Source organism: Pseudoalteromonas sp. MER144-MNA-CIBAN-0113, assembly GCF_040308965.1.
GTDB lineage: Bacteria > Pseudomonadota > Gammaproteobacteria > Enterobacterales > Alteromonadaceae > Pseudoalteromonas > Pseudoalteromonas tetraodonis.
In genome coordinates this window covers 1-15901 of sequence record NZ_JBEOOG010000087.1, presented here as the reverse complement: position 1 = coordinate 15901, position 15901 = coordinate 1, and the positions used below count along the sequence as shown (strand labels likewise).

12 protein-coding genes are annotated in these 15901 nt (G+C 41.6%); 9 read left to right on the top strand and 3 right to left on the bottom strand.

Annotation, left to right across the window (positions count from 1 at the left end):
• Positions 1-1000: 1000 nt before the first annotated feature.
• Positions 1001-2440 (bottom strand): 16S rRNA (cytosine(1407)-C(5))-methyltransferase RsmF, encoded by a 1440-nt coding sequence (rsmF, locus tag AAEY57_RS16815; protein WP_350608318.1) that lies wholly within the window; start codon positions 2438-2440, stop codon positions 1001-1003.
• 264 nt (positions 2441-2704) lie between these two features.
• Here rsmF and AAEY57_RS16810 point away from each other — a divergent pair, with 264 nt between their 5' ends.
• The 6 genes from AAEY57_RS16810 to AAEY57_RS16785 all read left to right on the top strand — a co-directional run bounded on the left by AAEY57_RS16810 (position 2705) and on the right by AAEY57_RS16785 (position 11213).
• A complete protein-coding gene (locus AAEY57_RS16810) occupies positions 2705-3418 on the top strand; it encodes a GntR family transcriptional regulator (RefSeq protein WP_024601689.1) in 714 nt (237 codons plus the stop codon).
• Positions 3419-3754: 336 nt separating this feature from the next.
• Complete coding sequence (gene prpB, locus AAEY57_RS16805) at positions 3755-4633, top strand: methylisocitrate lyase (RefSeq protein ID WP_013464731.1); 879 nt, start codon at positions 3755-3757, stop codon at positions 4631-4633.
• Between the two features lie 25 nt (positions 4634-4658).
• Entirely contained in the window at positions 4659-5786 is a 1128-nt protein-coding gene (gene prpC, locus AAEY57_RS16800; RefSeq protein ID WP_024601688.1) for a bifunctional 2-methylcitrate synthase/citrate synthase, read from the top strand.
• Between the two features lie 113 nt (positions 5787-5899).
• On the top strand, positions 5900-8509 hold the full coding sequence (gene acnD, locus AAEY57_RS16795; protein WP_350608317.1) for a Fe/S-dependent 2-methylisocitrate dehydratase AcnD: 2610 nt from the start codon (positions 5900-5902) through the stop codon (positions 8507-8509).
• A gap of 12 nt (positions 8510-8521) precedes the next feature.
• Positions 8522-9697: a 2-methylaconitate cis-trans isomerase PrpF gene (gene prpF / locus AAEY57_RS16790; RefSeq protein WP_350608316.1), complete on the top strand. Its 1176-nt coding sequence runs from the start codon at positions 8522-8524 to the stop codon at positions 9695-9697.
• Positions 9698-9917: 220 nt separating this feature from the next.
• Positions 9918-11213: a sensor domain-containing diguanylate cyclase gene (locus AAEY57_RS16785; protein ID WP_076920894.1), complete on the top strand. Its 1296-nt coding sequence runs from the start codon at positions 9918-9920 to the stop codon at positions 11211-11213.
• Between the two features lie 47 nt (positions 11214-11260).
• On the opposite strand, the gene AAEY57_RS16780 is transcribed toward AAEY57_RS16785, so the two are convergent.
• Positions 11261-12160 (bottom strand): substrate-binding periplasmic protein, encoded by a 900-nt coding sequence (locus AAEY57_RS16780; RefSeq protein ID WP_350608315.1) that lies wholly within the window; start codon positions 12158-12160, stop codon positions 11261-11263.
• Positions 12161-12669: 509 nt separating this feature from the next.
• Here AAEY57_RS16780 and AAEY57_RS16775 point away from each other — a divergent pair.
• Positions 12670-13593 (top strand): V-type ATP synthase subunit I domain-containing protein, encoded by a 924-nt coding sequence (locus AAEY57_RS16775; RefSeq protein WP_016899868.1) that lies wholly within the window; start codon positions 12670-12672, stop codon positions 13591-13593.
• A gap of 37 nt (positions 13594-13630) precedes the next feature.
• On the opposite strand, the gene AAEY57_RS16770 is transcribed toward AAEY57_RS16775, so the two are convergent.
• On the bottom strand, positions 13631-14404 hold the full coding sequence (locus tag AAEY57_RS16770) for a transporter substrate-binding domain-containing protein (protein ID WP_350608314.1): 774 nt from the start codon (positions 14402-14404) through the stop codon (positions 13631-13633).
• 506 nt (positions 14405-14910) lie between these two features.
• Here AAEY57_RS16770 and AAEY57_RS16765 point away from each other — a divergent pair.
• Positions 14911-15408 (top strand): REP-associated tyrosine transposase, encoded by a 498-nt coding sequence (locus AAEY57_RS16765; protein ID WP_350608313.1) that lies wholly within the window; start codon positions 14911-14913, stop codon positions 15406-15408.
• Positions 15409-15551: 143 nt separating this feature from the next.
• Positions 15552-15725, top strand: a complete 174-nt coding sequence (locus AAEY57_RS16760; RefSeq protein WP_350608312.1) for a hypothetical protein — start codon at positions 15552-15554, stop codon at positions 15723-15725.
• The last annotated feature ends 176 nt before the right edge of the window (positions 15726-15901 follow it).

Here is a 15901-nt window from a genome sequence, read left to right as displayed (position 1 = left end):
TGAATCCTGAGAAAAAAGAAGAAATGCGGGCGGCATAAAATTTAACTTGAGGCGACAACTAACTTGAAAAACTCCGGATCCCCGCAACCCGTTAGCTATCTCCTAAAACCTTTTTTTGAACCACAGAGAGCACCGAGGCGCTTCGCGCTACACGGAGAAAAAGCGTCAATTTTGGAAATCTAATAACTAACAACAGTTCTTTAATCTTTTTGTCTTTAATCACTTTCTCTGTGTGCTCCTATCCTCTGTGGTAAATAAATTTTTAAGAGCTTATTGTAATGCCCAGGTCCGGTTGTCCGATCCCCGCAACCAGTTAACTTTCTCCTAAAACCTTTATTTTTGAACCACAGAGAACACCGAGGCGCTTCGCGCTGCACAGAGAAAAAGCGTCAATTTTGGAAATCGAATAACTAACAACAGCTCTTTAATCTTTGTCTTTAATTACTTTCTCTGTGTGCTCCTATCCTCTGTGGTAAATAAATCACTAAGTTCTTATTGTAATGCTCAGGTCCGGTTGTCCGATCCCCGCAACCAGTTAACTATCTCCTAAAACCTTTTATTTTTGAACCACAGAGAGCACCGAGGCGCTTCGCGCTGCACAGAGAAAAAGCTTCAATTGCTGAAATCTAATAACTAACAACAGTTCTTTAATCTTTGTCTTTAATCACTTTCTCTGTTTTCTCCTATCCTCTGTGGTAAATAAATTTTTAAGAGCTTATTGTAATAATAGGACTAGGTGAGGGATTAAGCTCGTAACCCGACTCTCGCAGCCCGTTAACTTTCGCCTAGACAAAAAAAGACCCAGAGCTATAAGAACTCTGGGTTATAGAGGGGCTCGTATTTGAGCCCTGCGCTAACTAAAGACACTTTCAGATTCTTAGGGAGAAGAAGAAAGTTATTTAAGTATAGTCAAAAGTGCTAAAAATACACATTTTTGTTCGTTTTTTATACTGCCGTAATTACAGTAAGTTACATTTGTTATGCACATCTTTATTAGAGTTTACGCCCAGTTTATTAACTGCGTATTTTGTACTAAATCTCGTGGTAAAGAGTTTTTAACTTTATTTTTTTGCCATTTCCCTAAGCCAATAGGGCAACCACATAAAGTTAGGATCACCTCGCCGCTTGATTTGGTTACCTCTTCTAGGCGTATATCTTTACCATTAAAGTAATCGTTAGCCTGTTCATTGGTTAATGCCAGTACATTACTTTTACATTGTTTACCAAATACGGTGGCAAATTCATGGGCGAGGCGCACGCCATTTTTATGAATAACGCCAACCTGAATACCTAATCGCGCATATTTAATTTTGTTTTGTATCGCTTCAAATTCATCAGGAAACAGCCAAAGCTCTTTGTCGCGTTGTTTTAACGTACCTGGCAGACTCGTTAAACCAAATTGCTTTTTAAGGAAGCTCATAAACGCAGCACTTTGTTTAGTATCAAAGTCACTAAAGGGGAACGCGCCTTTTTTAACTTTTAGATTTTGGTTTTCGCAGCTGCTGTGCTTTTTAAATTTAGCAATAAAAAAACCTTCGCTGTCGAAGGTTTGCGGCCAAACATGTAAGTAGCCCTCGTCTGTAGTGGCTTTTTCTGCACCAGGGAAAAGGTCACTTAAAGGCTCTGGCTTAATGTACTCACCAAATTCTTCTAGCAATGCCTCACACACTTGCTGGTTTTCGAGAGGGGTTAATGTACAGGTTGAATACACCAATGTGCCGCCAGGTTTAAGTGCGTAAAATGCACTTTTAATCAGATCTTTTTGTACTTGGGCAATGGTAATATTTGACTCGATAGACCAATTTTTTAGCGCGTCGCTATCTTTACGTACCGTGCCTTCGCCAGAGCAGGGCGCATCAAGTAAAATGCTGTCGAAGCATTCAAACATGTAATTGCCAAATACCACACCATCAAAATGCGATAGCGCACAGTTACCTACACCCATACGCTTTAGCGTGGCACTGAGTACTTTTAAACGTGATGACGACAGCTCATTTGCAACCAAAACACCTTGATTGTTCATTAGTGCAGCTAGTTGTGAGGTTTTAGAGCCCGGTGCCGAGGCCATATCGAGTACTGTGTTACTAGTTTGCAGGCTGTGCTTTAGTGCCATTGGCGGCAACATTGAGCTTGCCTCTTGTACGTACATTGCGCCACTTAAATGTAAATCGGTATTGCCCAGCGCTAGGTTTTGCTCTTCATCATTTGGGCGCTCAAGCCAGAAGCCTTCATCGCACCACGGAATAGCAGTGAGTTGCCAATTTTTTTGAGCCGCTTGTTGCTTAAACTCTTCAACACTCATTTTTAATGTATTAACGCGAACAGATTTACGCAGTGGACGACGACACGCACTTAAAAAATCATCTAAGTTTAGGTGCTCGGGTAAATAGGTTTTTACGTCGTTAATAAATGGCTCAGGGATGTAAGTGTTTGCGTCCACGATTTGGCTCATACAGTCAAAATAAAGCAGGATAATAGCATTTTTAACGATTTTTTTCAGTGTTAAAAATGAAATAGTAACCCTTAAAAGGTGTCGACATCTTGTTGAGTAAAGCAGCTTAAATACATTTTTTATTATACTTTCGGCTAATAATGTCGACAATGCGGTGGTTTTTCATTCGGTTTAAGTGGTTTTAGGGTTGACAGGTATAAATAATAAGCACATAGTTAGACCATAAATTGTCGACAATATAAAAAATACTTTATGACACAGCACTTGTTAAATGAAACATCTATCACAACCGCTTCCGATAAAGTGTTTGTAGATATGCGCCGCGAAATTGTTGAGGGCAGCATTGCACAAGGCAGTAAAATATCTGAGCCGGAACTTGCAAAGCGTTATGGTGTGAGCCGTGCAACGCTTAGAGAGGCATTAAACCGTTTAGAAAGTTGTTATTTAGTTGAGCGCAAAGCCAATATAGGTTGCCGTGTTGTGGCATTAACCGCAGAGCGTTTAATTGAGGTTTACCAAGTGCGCAGTGCCCTTGAGGGACTTGCATGTAGGTTAGCTGCCGACAATATGGAACCAGATGAAGTACAAGGCTTGAAACAATTACTTAATCAGCATTTGCAAACTCAGCGTGTTAAAGAAGGTGAGTCGTACTATCAAGAAGCAGGCGACTTAGATTTTCATTACAGAATAATCAAAGGCAGTAAAAACGCGCACTTAATTCATTTGTTATGCCACGATCTGTACCAGTTAATAAGAATGTACCGTGTACAAATGGGTATGGTAGGGCCGCGGGTATCGAAAGCGTTTGATGAGCATTTAGCCATTATTAACGCCATAGAAAATCATGATGGTGAGCTGGCCGAAATGCTAATGAAGCGCCATATCAGTGCATCACAAGCAAATATACAAACAAAATTTGATAGATATCAATCAGTACAAGCCACTCAAAATGAAATGGCTAACTAGGGTCTGTTGACCTTTGCGGATTATAATTTGTTCAAACTAGGAGCGGTTTAATCACGGCGCGAGGTTTGTAACCTAGCGGGCTAAGTCAAAACCGAGCAACAAAGAGTAAATCGCTCCTAGGCAGAACCCGAAGGGCAGCGCCTGTTTAGTATTGATGCTGCGTTATCGCCTATTTATGGGGAATAACCACACCACATAGGCTCTGCCTTGCCTAAATACCAAACAGGCTGCTGCAAATTAAATTTTGAAAGGTCAATAGACCCTAATACAGATGTCACATTATTAAAAAATACTAAGTTGCCAAAGAGCAGCCCCGTTCAAAGTTAGGAGAAGGTAATGTCAGCAGGATTAAAATTTAAACAGGCAATTGCAAATAACCACCCGTTACAAGTGGTAGGTACTATTAACGCGTACACCGCGATGATGGCTGAAAAAATGGGCCATCAGGCTATTTATTTATCGGGTGCGGGTGTGGCTAATGCCTCATTTGGTATGCCAGATTTAGGGATGACCAGCCTTGATAACGTGCTTGAAGATATTCGCCGTATTACCGGTGCTAGCGATTTACCTTTGTTAGTGGATGCCGACACAGGTTGGGGTGGGGCGTTTAATATTGCCCGTACCGTTAAAGAAATGACTAAAGCGGGGGCAGCAGGCTTTCATATTGAAGACCAAGTGGCGCAAAAGCGTTGTGGCCATCGCCCTAATAAAGAAATAGTTACCCAAGCTGAAATGGTAGACCGAATTAAAGCGGCGGTTGATGCTAAAACCGATAGCGATTTTTACATTATGGCGCGTACCGATGCGTTTCAAAAAGAAGGCTTAAATGCGGCGATAGACCGTGCAGCAGCTTGTGTTGAAGCCGGTGCCGATGCGATTTTTGCAGAAGCGGTTCATGATCTTGCTGATTACCAAGCATTTACTAAGGCGATTAATGTGCCTATTTTGGCCAATATTACTGAGTTTGGCCAAACCCCAATTTACACCAAAGAGCAACTAAGCGATGTGGGCGTAGAAATGGTGCTTTACCCATTAAGTGCATTTAGAGCAATGAATAAAGCCGCACTTAACGTGTATTCAGCAATTTTGAATGAAGGTTCTCAACAAAGCCAAATTGAAAACATGCAAACGCGTGCAGAGCTTTACGACTTTTTAGATTATCACTCGTACGAAAACACACTCGATAACCTTTTTTCAGCAAAATCTGACAAATAATAAAAATTTCAACAGGAGACACAGCATGGTAGATAAAGCATTAGGTGGCGCAGGCTTACGTGGCCAAGTAGCAGGACAAACAGCATTATGTACAGTAGGGCAAACAGGCTCAGGTTTAACTTACTGTGGTTACGACATTAGCGAGCTTGCTGAAAAAGCGCAGTTTGAAGAAGTGTCGTTTTTACTTTCTCGCGGCGAGCTACCAACATCAAGTGAACTGGCAGAGTACAAAGCTAAACTTAAAAGTTTACGTGGTTTACCAGAGGCACTAAAAACAGTGCTTGAGAACATTCCAAAAGAGGCACATCCGATGGATGTAATGCGCACAGGGTGTTCTATGTTAGGTAACCTTGAAATGGAAAATGACTTTAGCGAAGCAAACGATGCGATTGACCGTATGGTGGCAATTTTCCCAAGTATTATTTGTTACTGGTATCGTTTTACTCATGACGGTGTTCGCATCGAAACACAAACTGATGACGATTCAGTAGGCGCACACTTTTTAACGCTATTACACGATAAAGCGCCAAGTGAATTATTTGCACAAGTAATGAATGTATCGCTAATTTTGTACGCAGAGCATGAGTTTAATGCCTCTACCTTTACCGGTCGCGTGTGTGCATCAACGCTTTCTGATATTCACTCATGTGTAACTGGCGCAATTGGTACCTTACGTGGCCCACTGCATGGTGGTGCCAACGAAGCCGCCATGGATATGATTGAAGGCTTTACCAGCGCCGATCAAGCTGAAGATGCACTGATGGGGATGCTTGAGCGTAAAGATAAAATTATGGGCTTTGGCCACGCAATTTACCGCGAGTCGGATCCGCGTAATGTAATTATTAAAAAATGGTCTGAAAAATTAGCTGCAGAAGTGGGTGATGATGTGCTTTACCCGGTATCTGTTCGTTGTGAAGAAGTCATGTGGCGTGAGAAGAAGTTATTCTGTAATGCTGACTTTTTCCATGCATCGGCGTACCACTTTATGGGTATTCCTACCAAGTTGTTCACGCCTATCTTCGTAATGAGCCGCGTAACTGGTTGGACAGCGCATGTAAAAGAGCAGCGTGCAAATAACCGTATTATTCGCCCAAGTGCTGATTACACCGGGCCAGATGCGCGTAGCTACACGCCAATTGAATCAAGAGGCTAATTAGTTAGCGTTTAAGGTGAGCCTAGCTCACCTTTTATTGTTTATAGCGCTGATGATTACTCATTATAGCGCTTTAGCGTACTCTCCTCCGTCACCAAATTAGCGAATTTATTATGACCATTATTAATAACACCCAATACCGTAAGCCTTTACCAGGCTCAAATGTTGATTACTACGATACCCAAGCCGCCGTCGATGCCATTAAGCCAGGCGCATACGCTACACTACCTTACAGTTCGCGTGTATTTGCCGAAAACTTAGTGCGTCGCTGTGAGCCCGATATGCTAACCGATGCGCTTAGCCAAATAATTGAGCGTAAACAAGACTTAGATTTTCCATGGTATCCGGCACGCGTTGTATGTCATGACATTTTAGGCCAAACCGCACTGGTTGATTTAGCGGGCCTGCGTGATGCTATTGCTGCAAAAGGCGGCGATCCTGCAAAAGTAAATCCGGTTGTACCGACTCAACTGATTGTGGATCATTCATTAGCTGTTGAGCACGCAGGTTTTGATCCCGATGCATTTGAAAAAAACCGCGCCATTGAAGATAGACGCAACGATGACCGTTTTCATTTTATAAACTGGACCAAAACAGCGTTTAAAAATATTGATGTGATCCCACCGGGTAATGGCATCATGCATCAAATTAACCTTGAAAAAATGTCGCCGGTGATTCAAAACCGCGATGGCATTGCCTTCCCAGATACCTTAGTAGGTACCGACAGCCATACCCCGCATGTTGATGCATTAGGTGTTATTGCTGTTGGTGTAGGTGGCCTTGAAGCCGAAAGCGTAATGCTTGGGCGCGCATCATATATTCGTTTACCAGATATAGTGGGCGTAGAGCTTACCGGTAAACGCCAGCCTGGCATAACTGCAACCGATATTGTACTGGCGATTACCGAATTTTTACGTGAGCAACGTGTGGTATCGACTTACCTTGAGTTTTACGGTGAAGGGGCCGATGCACTAACCCTGGGTGATAGAGCGACCATTTCGAACATGACCCCAGAATTTGGCGCCACCGCTGCTATGTTCTACATTGACGATAAAACTATTGATTACTTGCGTTTAACAGGCCGTGATGAAGATCAAATTGCCCTGGTAGAAAACTACGCTAAAACAGCTGGTTTATGGAGTGATAGCTTAAAAACAGCGCATTACGATCGTGTACTTAAGTTTGATTTATCAAGTGTAGGGCGCAACATTGCAGGGCCTTCAAATCCGCATCGTCGTGTATCTACCAGCGATCTAGCTGCGCAAGGTATTTCGGGTGTTGTTGAGAACGAAGAAGGCTTAATGCCAGATGGCGCCTGTATTATCGCCGCTATTACCAGCTGTACTAATACCAGTAACCCGCGCAATGTAATTGCTGCAGGTTTATTGGCGCGAAATGCAAACGCTAAAGGCTTAATGCGTAAACCGTGGGTTAAAACCTCATTGGCGCCGGGTTCAAAAGCGGTGCAGTCGTACCTTGAAGATGCAAACTTACTCACTGAACTAGAGCAACTCGGTTTTGGTATTGTGGGTTTTGCCTGTACTACCTGTAACGGCATGAGTGGTGCGTTGGACCCTAAAATTCAACAAGAAGTGATTGACCGCGATTTATACGCAACGGCTGTGCTTTCGGGCAACCGTAACTTTGATGGCCGAATTCATCCGTATGCTAAGCAAGCGTTTTTAGCGTCACCACCTTTAGTAGTTGCTTATGCAATTGCGGGTACCATTCGCTTTGATATAGAAAAAGATATACTCGGTAAAGATCAGCAAGGTAACGATGTAACCTTAAAAGATTTATGGCCATCTGATGAAGAGATAGATGCGGTTATCAAACAAAGCGTAAAACCAGAGCAGTTTAGAAAAGTATACGAGCCAATGTTTAACTTAACTGTTGATTACGGCGAAGATAACGACCCTCTATACGATTGGCGCCCAGAGAGTACGTATATTCGCCGCCCACCTTACTGGGAAGGAGCATTGGCAGGTGAGCGCAGTATGACAGGTATGCGCGCGTTAGCAGTACTTGGCGATAACATTACAACCGATCACTTATCACCTTCTAATGCAATTATGGCCAGCAGCGCAGCAGGTGAATACTTAACTAAAATGAACGTACCAGAAGAAGACTTTAACTCATACGCCACTCACCGAGGCGATCACTTAACCGCACAACGAGCTACATTTGCAAACCCTAAACTATTGAACGAAATGGTATTAGATGAAAACGGAGAAGTGAAGCAAGGCTCATATGCACGCATAGAGCCAGAAGGTGAAAACACGCGTATGTGGGAAGCAATTGAAACCTACATGCAGCGTAAACAGCCACTCATTATTGTGGCAGGCGCTGATTACGGCCAAGGCTCTTCGCGCGATTGGGCAGCAAAAGGCGTTAGGCTTGCTGGTGTTCAGGTTATTGCAGCCGAAGGGTTTGAACGTATTCACCGTACTAACTTAATTGGTATGGGCGTATTGCCGCTTGAATTTAAACCAGGCACAACGCGTAAAACACTTAACCTAGATGGAAGCGAAAGCTACGACGTGAAGGGCGAACCAACACCAGGCGCAACCCTAGAGCTTGTTATTACGCGTAAAAATGGCGAGGTATTAAACGTACCAATGAAATGTCGACTAGATACGCAAGAAGAGCTCTCTATTTATGCGGCAGGCGGTGTGTTACAACGCTTTGCGCAAGACTTTTTAGAAGCCACGCAAGCATCATAAGGACACACGTTTATGTTTAAACCACAAATTAAAGTGCCTGCGACCTATATGCGTGGTGGCACGAGTAAAGGGGTTTTTTTTAATTTAACCGATTTACCCGCACCTGCCCAAGTGGCAGGTGCGGCGCGCGATAGCTTATTATTGCGCGTTATTGGTAGCCCAGATGCATACGGTAAACAAACCGACGGCATGGGCGGAGCAACCTCAAGTACCAGTAAAACGGTTATTTTGAGTAAGAGTGAACAGCCCGATCACGATGTTGATTATTTATTTGGTCAAGTCGCCATTGATAAAGCGTTTGTTGATTGGAGTGGTAACTGCGGAAACTTAACCTCTGCCGTGGGCGCGTTTGCCATCAGCAATGGTTTAGTTGATAAATCTCGCGTACCGGATAATGGCATTGCTATTGTGCGCGTATGGCAGGCGAACATTAAAAAAAGTATTTTAGTGCATGTACCTATGACTAACGGTGAAGTACAAGAAACCGGTGACTTTGAGTTAGATGGTGTGACGTTTCCTGCCGCTGAGGTAAAGCTTGAATTTATTGACCCTGCTGATGGTGATGGTGCGCTATTTCCAACAGGCAATGTGGTTGATGATTTAGAAGTACCAGGTGTGGGGACATTAAAAGCAACTATGATCAACGCAGGTATCCCTACTATTTTTGTAAATGCCCGCGATATTGGTTATTCCGGTACTGAGCTACAAGATGATATAAACGCTGATGAAGCCGCACTCACTAAGCTTGAAACCATTCGTGCCTATGGCGCGGTAAAAATGGGACTAATTAATACTATTAATGAAGCACAAGCACGCCAACACACACCTAAAGTGGCGTTTGTGGCTGCACCGCTTAATTACAAATCATCAAGTGGTAAGCAGGTTAATGCAAGCGATATAGATTTGTTAGTACGTGCAATGTCAATGGGTAAGTTACACCATGCAATGATGGGCACAGCCGCCGTGGCTATTGGCACAGCAGCCGCAATTGACGGAACATTAGTTAATTTGGCCGCTGGTGGCGGTGCTATTAACGAGGTTAACTTTGGTCACCCATCGGGCACACTTAAAGTAGGTGCCAAGGCGGTTGTTACAAATGGCCAATGGCAAGTGACTAAAGCGAGTATGAGCCGCAGCGCACGTGTATTAATGGAAGGCTGGGTAAGAGCGCCATTTGATTATGACTAACTAGCACCCAAAATACGTACTATAGTAAAATAATAAGCCGCGAACTTAACTTAGTTTGCGGCTTTTTTATTTAGCAATTCAGTAGGTTGTAAAATGTACTTTGTTGAGGGGGGCTCAATAAACAGCAACATTTTTTCTGTTATGTCGGCAAATATTCACTTATATTAAAATGAATATTAGCCCGTGTATTTTTTCAATACAGTTTGTACGGAGTACATTAATGGATTTATCAAGGCTAAATGCAGAAAGGTTAATACAAAACTTACAAACCGGTGTGGTGGTGCATTCACCAGACACAGGAATTTTATATGCAAATCCTGCAGCTTTAAACATTTTACGTTTAACAAAAGAGCAAGCGCTAGGGCGCGACTCGTTTGATAGTAAATGGAAAATACTGGATGAATTTCGTCAACCTCTGCAGAGTTCTCAGTATCCTGTTAGCATTGTTATTGAAACCCAAAAACCACTGATGAATCTTGAAATAGGTATATGTGATAGTTCAAGCGACGAAATTACATGGGTGCTATGTAACGCTTATCCAGAGTTTGACGAGCAGAACAACATTGCTGAAATAGTCGTCACTTTTATCGATATTACTCATCAAAAACAAGCTATTCCATTTAAAGAAATTGTTGAATTAGCCAGCGACGTTATTTTAGTTACCGAGGCAAGCCCTATTACTAATGATGGCCCTAAAATTGTTTATGCAAACCAATCGTTTACTAAAGTAACGGGTTATCATTTAGATGAAGTTAGAGGTAAAACGCCGCGCATTTTACAAGGCGCTAAAACTCAACAAGCCACACGCGATAAAATTAGGCATGCGCTAGAAAATAAACAGCAAGTATCTGAGCAAATACTCAATTATAAAAAATCAGGTGAGCCTTATTGGATTGATATGAATATTTTTCCATTAAAAAATGCGTTAGGTGAGGTGGCTTACTATGCAGCGATTGAGCGCGATATTACAAAAATGAAGCAGTATCAAGCACAACTAAAAGATTTAACCATTAAAGATCCGCTTACTAATTTGCTCAACCGAAGAGGGTTTGTGGAAACAGCTAAACTTGCACTTGATGAGTGTATTAAAGACAGCCAGCACTTAACCCTTACGATGATAGATATAGATCACTTTAAGCGCATTAACGATCAATTTGGCCACGAAGGCGGAGATAGTGTGTTGCAAAGCATAGCTGCTACGTTTAAATCATTTTGTGACAGTGATGATATTATAGCGCGTTTAGGAGGAGAAGAGTTTTGCATTGTTTCGCCTACCAAATGTGTCAGTACCGTTGTTAAAACCTTAGCAAAGTTGCAAGATCATTTAAAAGATAACCCAGTGCAGTTATCAAGTGGCGGGCAGGTGAGTTATACAATAAGCAGTGGTGTATCAAGTTTGACTTCTGAGTCGTGTTCGCTGCAGGGATTATTAAGAAATGCCGATACCGCACTTTATAATGCAAAAACAACCGGACGGAACCAAACGGTGGTGTTTAACCAAAGCCTTAGACTATGAGTAGATATAACTGAAAACAGGCACGCTCAAATTTAGCTGCCTACGGCTTAATCGAGGTTATAACACTGCTGTTTTTTATTTTTTATAAAGCGCTCAAATTCATTATTTGCACGCATATTCGCTATTTCTGCGTTGATATCATCTAAGATAAATTGCCAATTAGGCGTACTTTTACTGATTTCATAATACAGGGCTTTGTATTCTATGCTTGGCGTTAATGCAACTAGCGCACTAAGCATCCTCTTTTTTTCTCTAGCTGATAATAGTGATTTATAAATACTGGCTCTTAGCACTTCTAAGTCGGCAACAATAAGCTCAACCCGACCATTTAAAAGCAAATGAATAAGCTGATACTCACTGTTAGCAACGATGGTTTTTATTCCGCCTTGTTCAATAAGTTGATCTAATTCTTTACTATTTTTATATGAACGTACCACCCCCATAACCCTGTTTTTTACAGACTCAATACTGCCATCGTAATTTATGCTGTGATCTCTAAGTGCTACAAATGATAAGTCGCCACCAGGAATGGGCTCAGATAACGCCAATAACTGATTACGTGTTTTGGTTAAAATGTTTTCTGACATTACATCGTCACTAATAAAATACTCAGGAAATAAAATATCAGCTTTACCTAATTCAGCTTCACGAACGGCACGCGCCCAAGGGTAAAACTCTATATGTACACCATAGCCGCGTTTTACTAACATGCTTACTGTAAGTTGATATAGCCAGCCCTTATTGCATAAGTGATCGTCTATATAAGGGGGCCAATTAAGTGTAACTAAACGAAGGACTGTATCGGCTTTTAAATTATAGCCATAGCCGTTTTTGTATTTTTCTCCGGGAAGCGTGATGTTTTTATTGCCGACCGTGAAGGTCACTGGCGCAGGTTGTGCGTAAGTGAAAAATGATAATACTAAGGCAACGATTAAAAATATTCTCATAAGGATAATGCATTTTTATCTTTAATTTTAAGTTTAGTGCGTTATTTGGAATAAACAACTTAAATAGTGAGGTTCTTCTAGGGTCTGTTGACCTTTCAAGGTTAAATTTGCAGCAGTCTGTTTGGTATTTAGGCAAGGCAGAGCCTATGTGGTGTGGTTATTCCCCATAAATAGGCGATAACGCAGCATCAATGCCAAACAGGCGCTGCCCGAAGGGTTCTGCCTAGGGGCGATTTACTCTTTGTTGCCTACATGGATGTAGGTAAGGGGCGTGAGCAGGACGCGGAAGCTTTGCTCGGTTTTTACTTAGCCCACTAGGTTACAAACCTCGCGCCGCGATTAAACCGCCTCTAGTTTGAACAAATTGTAATCCGCAAAGGTCAACAGACCCTAATATACAAACAATTAAATATAGCCTTAAAAAGCGATAGCTATTAACATGCAAAGGTAGGTAATTTCACTTTAATACGACATAACAACAAAAAGTCTTTTTACTAGAGGGAATTTTTATGGCTAACAAGCCAATAAGTGAAGACAATCCATTTGCTAATTTATCTGATGTGCAGTGTAAGCAGATCCAAAATTGGTACCAAAAGCATATTTCTTCAACCTTACATTCTTTACTTAAAGGCAGTAAGTCTGGGCAAGTTATTGAGAGTAAGTTAGAAAGTACTTTAAATAAAGCGCTCTCTCAGAGCAAACAGCTTACTACTTATGCTATTGAGGGTAATTCGAGTATTAAATTAAAAAATGCCAGTGTTATGGCTGAGCTTAATGATACCCGTGATTTGTTTTATGGCGCGCAAGTTAAAATAAATAAACTAGAGCAAAAAATAACAACCAGTGCTCAAGAAATACAATTATTAGAGACAGAAAAAAGCGAACTGCAGCTAGAAGTACGTAGTTTAAAGCAACGTTTAAATCACGTACTTTCAAGGCTAGAATCGCAAGGTGTCTCATTCCAAAAAAGCCATTATGTAGGACGTATATTAGTTCAGGCTTTGCGAGCAAGTTTTGAAAATTGGCAGCAAACTCCACAAGGAGAGCCCTTTAAAAATCATGATTTTTACAAGCTTTTCCCGCGTGTTTTGTACTCAAGCTTATTAAAGGAAATAGAAAAACTGCTAGGGGAGCACGATTATAATCAAATCGAGCGTTCACTTAGTGATTTTGTGTTTAAGCAAAAGGGCTCGCCTGTAGAAAATTGGCCAGATGAAGACCCGATTTACGAGACGCGGTTAATTAACCAAAAGCAGTCAGAGCTGTTAATAAAATTACATAGCCAACACCTGCAACGAAAAAACTTTACGTCCTATTTAGAAAAACGCCTTTCTAGCACTGGCTTTACCCATAAACACAGTGATTTATTGATGACGCTGGTTGAGTTTGCGACACACGATGAAAATAGCAAATTTTCTAGTTATTGCCATTAAGTTATTAGTAATGTTATTAAGTATTAAAGCAGCACCACTAAATATCATGTTGTTGTAGACCAAGTATTTTTAATTTGGTTGCTAGGGTATTTTGTGCAAGTGCTTTTTTTACCAATTTATAAAGCGTGTTTATATCAAGTTGCTGTGTTGGACGAATTAATAACTGGTGTTTATACGTTTGCGCGACGCGTTCAGAGATAAGCAGCTTTTTTTTACTTTGTGGGTACTTATTTAGGTATTGATTTAAATAAGAACGGGTAACAATCGCCATATCGCTGCGTTTTTTTAATACTAATTCAATACTTTTTTTATGACTGCTCAGTAACGTCATTTTATATTCGTTTTCAAGTATTGATAGATTGTTTTCAAAGTTTGCTAACTGATAGTGATAGCCTAAAATCCCAATGAGGGTTTTATCGTCTAAGTTATCAAACCAAGCTTGTGACTTTGCAAATTGCTTTAAAGCAATAAATACTTCGCTGTCTGTTGCCATCACAGGGGAGTTACTGATTATATGGTTGCCTTGCAGCCACCCCCAGTTTGGATCTTCAAAAAATACCGCATCGAACAAACCTTGCTGATAATCTTTAAAGCGCCGAATAGGTGTGGTGAGCACAAGCTCAAAATGATAGTCAGATTGTATTTTATTAAGCTCAGCAATTAGCTCTACGGTGAAACCTGAAGCACGGCCGTCAACAATCTCTATGTAGGGAGGAAATTCATAGCCACCCACTTTGATTAGGGTTTTAGCTTGAACTTGCCCAGCAAAAATAAATAGCAATAGTAATGTAATGAGTGCGGCAGACTTCACAGGTAAATCCTTTCCTAGAATACTTTCTGATATTTCATCTTATAAGATAGCCTACTTGTTAACATAGTATTAATTTTCAAGCAATAAATTCTGACTTTGCAACGTGATTAAATGGATGTTACCTAATATTTGTTAAGGAAGTTTAGAGCGTGTGCGCTTTTTTTGGAGCTTTTTGATGTTGGCGTTGCTTAATGGCGGGTGTTTCCCCAATGTCGGGTGTTTCCCCCAATGTCGGGTGTTTCACCAATGTCGGGTGGCGCGGCTTCGCCACTTAACCGACCTACGTTCCCAACAATTAACGTAGGTTGGATAAGCCAGAGGCGCCATCCGACGATGTTGGATAATTCGGAGGCGCCACCCGACGATGTTGGATAAGCCAGAGGCGCCATCCGACGATGTTGGATAAGCCAGAGGCGCCATCCGACGATGTTGGATAATTCAAAGGCGTTATCCTAAGGTATTGAATAACCCAGAGGTATTAGCCGTTTATTATAAGGAGATTTTTTGTGAGATATCGTAGAAATTATCAACCGGGAGGAACGTATTTTTTTACGGTTAATTTGCAGGATCGTAAAAAATCATTATTGGTTGAGCATATTGATTTATTGCGTGGGGCTGTGCGCTGGGTAAAAATGCATAAACCATTTTATATTGATGCGTGGGTGGTGTTGCCTGATCATATGCATGCAGTGTTAACTTTACCCGAAGGTGATAGCGATTATTCTGGTCGTTGGCGCGAAATTAAAAAACGTTTTTCTAAAGGCTTGCCTAAAAACGAACATGTATCACTCGCACGCATTAATAAAAATGAACGAGGGATTTGGCAACGCCGTTTTTGGGAGCATACCATTGTTGATGAACGTGATTATTGGCACCATGTAAATTATGTTCATTTTAATCCGCTTAAACATGGTTTGGTTGAACGGGTGGTTGATTGGCCTTATTCAAGCTTTCATAAAGCGGTCGCATCAGGAATGTACAGCCGTAATTGGTGTGGGGAATAATTAATACATTTTATGTCGGATGTTTCCCATACGTTATCAATAATGAACGTAGGTTGGATAAGCCGAAGGCGTCATCCGAAGATGTTGGATAATTCAAAGGCGTCATCCGACGATGTTGGATAATTCAGAGGCGTCATCCGAAGATGTTGGATAATTCAAAGGCGTCATCTGACGATTTTGGATATTGGTCATTACCGGTGCAGGCTTTGCTTTATGTTGGGTGGCGTTTGGTGTTGGAATGTTACCTAATGTCGGGTGTTTCACCAATGTCGGGTGGCGCGGCTTCGCCACTTAACCGACCTACGTTCTTTTTTTAATTGGTACGACTGAGTGGATTCGAACCACCGACCCTTGGACCGGGTGATTAAGAGTAGGTAGTGCTTTTTCTTGAGGTGTTTTTTTGAATTGGTACGACCGAGTGGATTCGAACCACCGACCCTTGGACCGGGTGATTAAGAGTAGGTAGTGCTTTTTCTTGAGGTGTTTTTTTGAA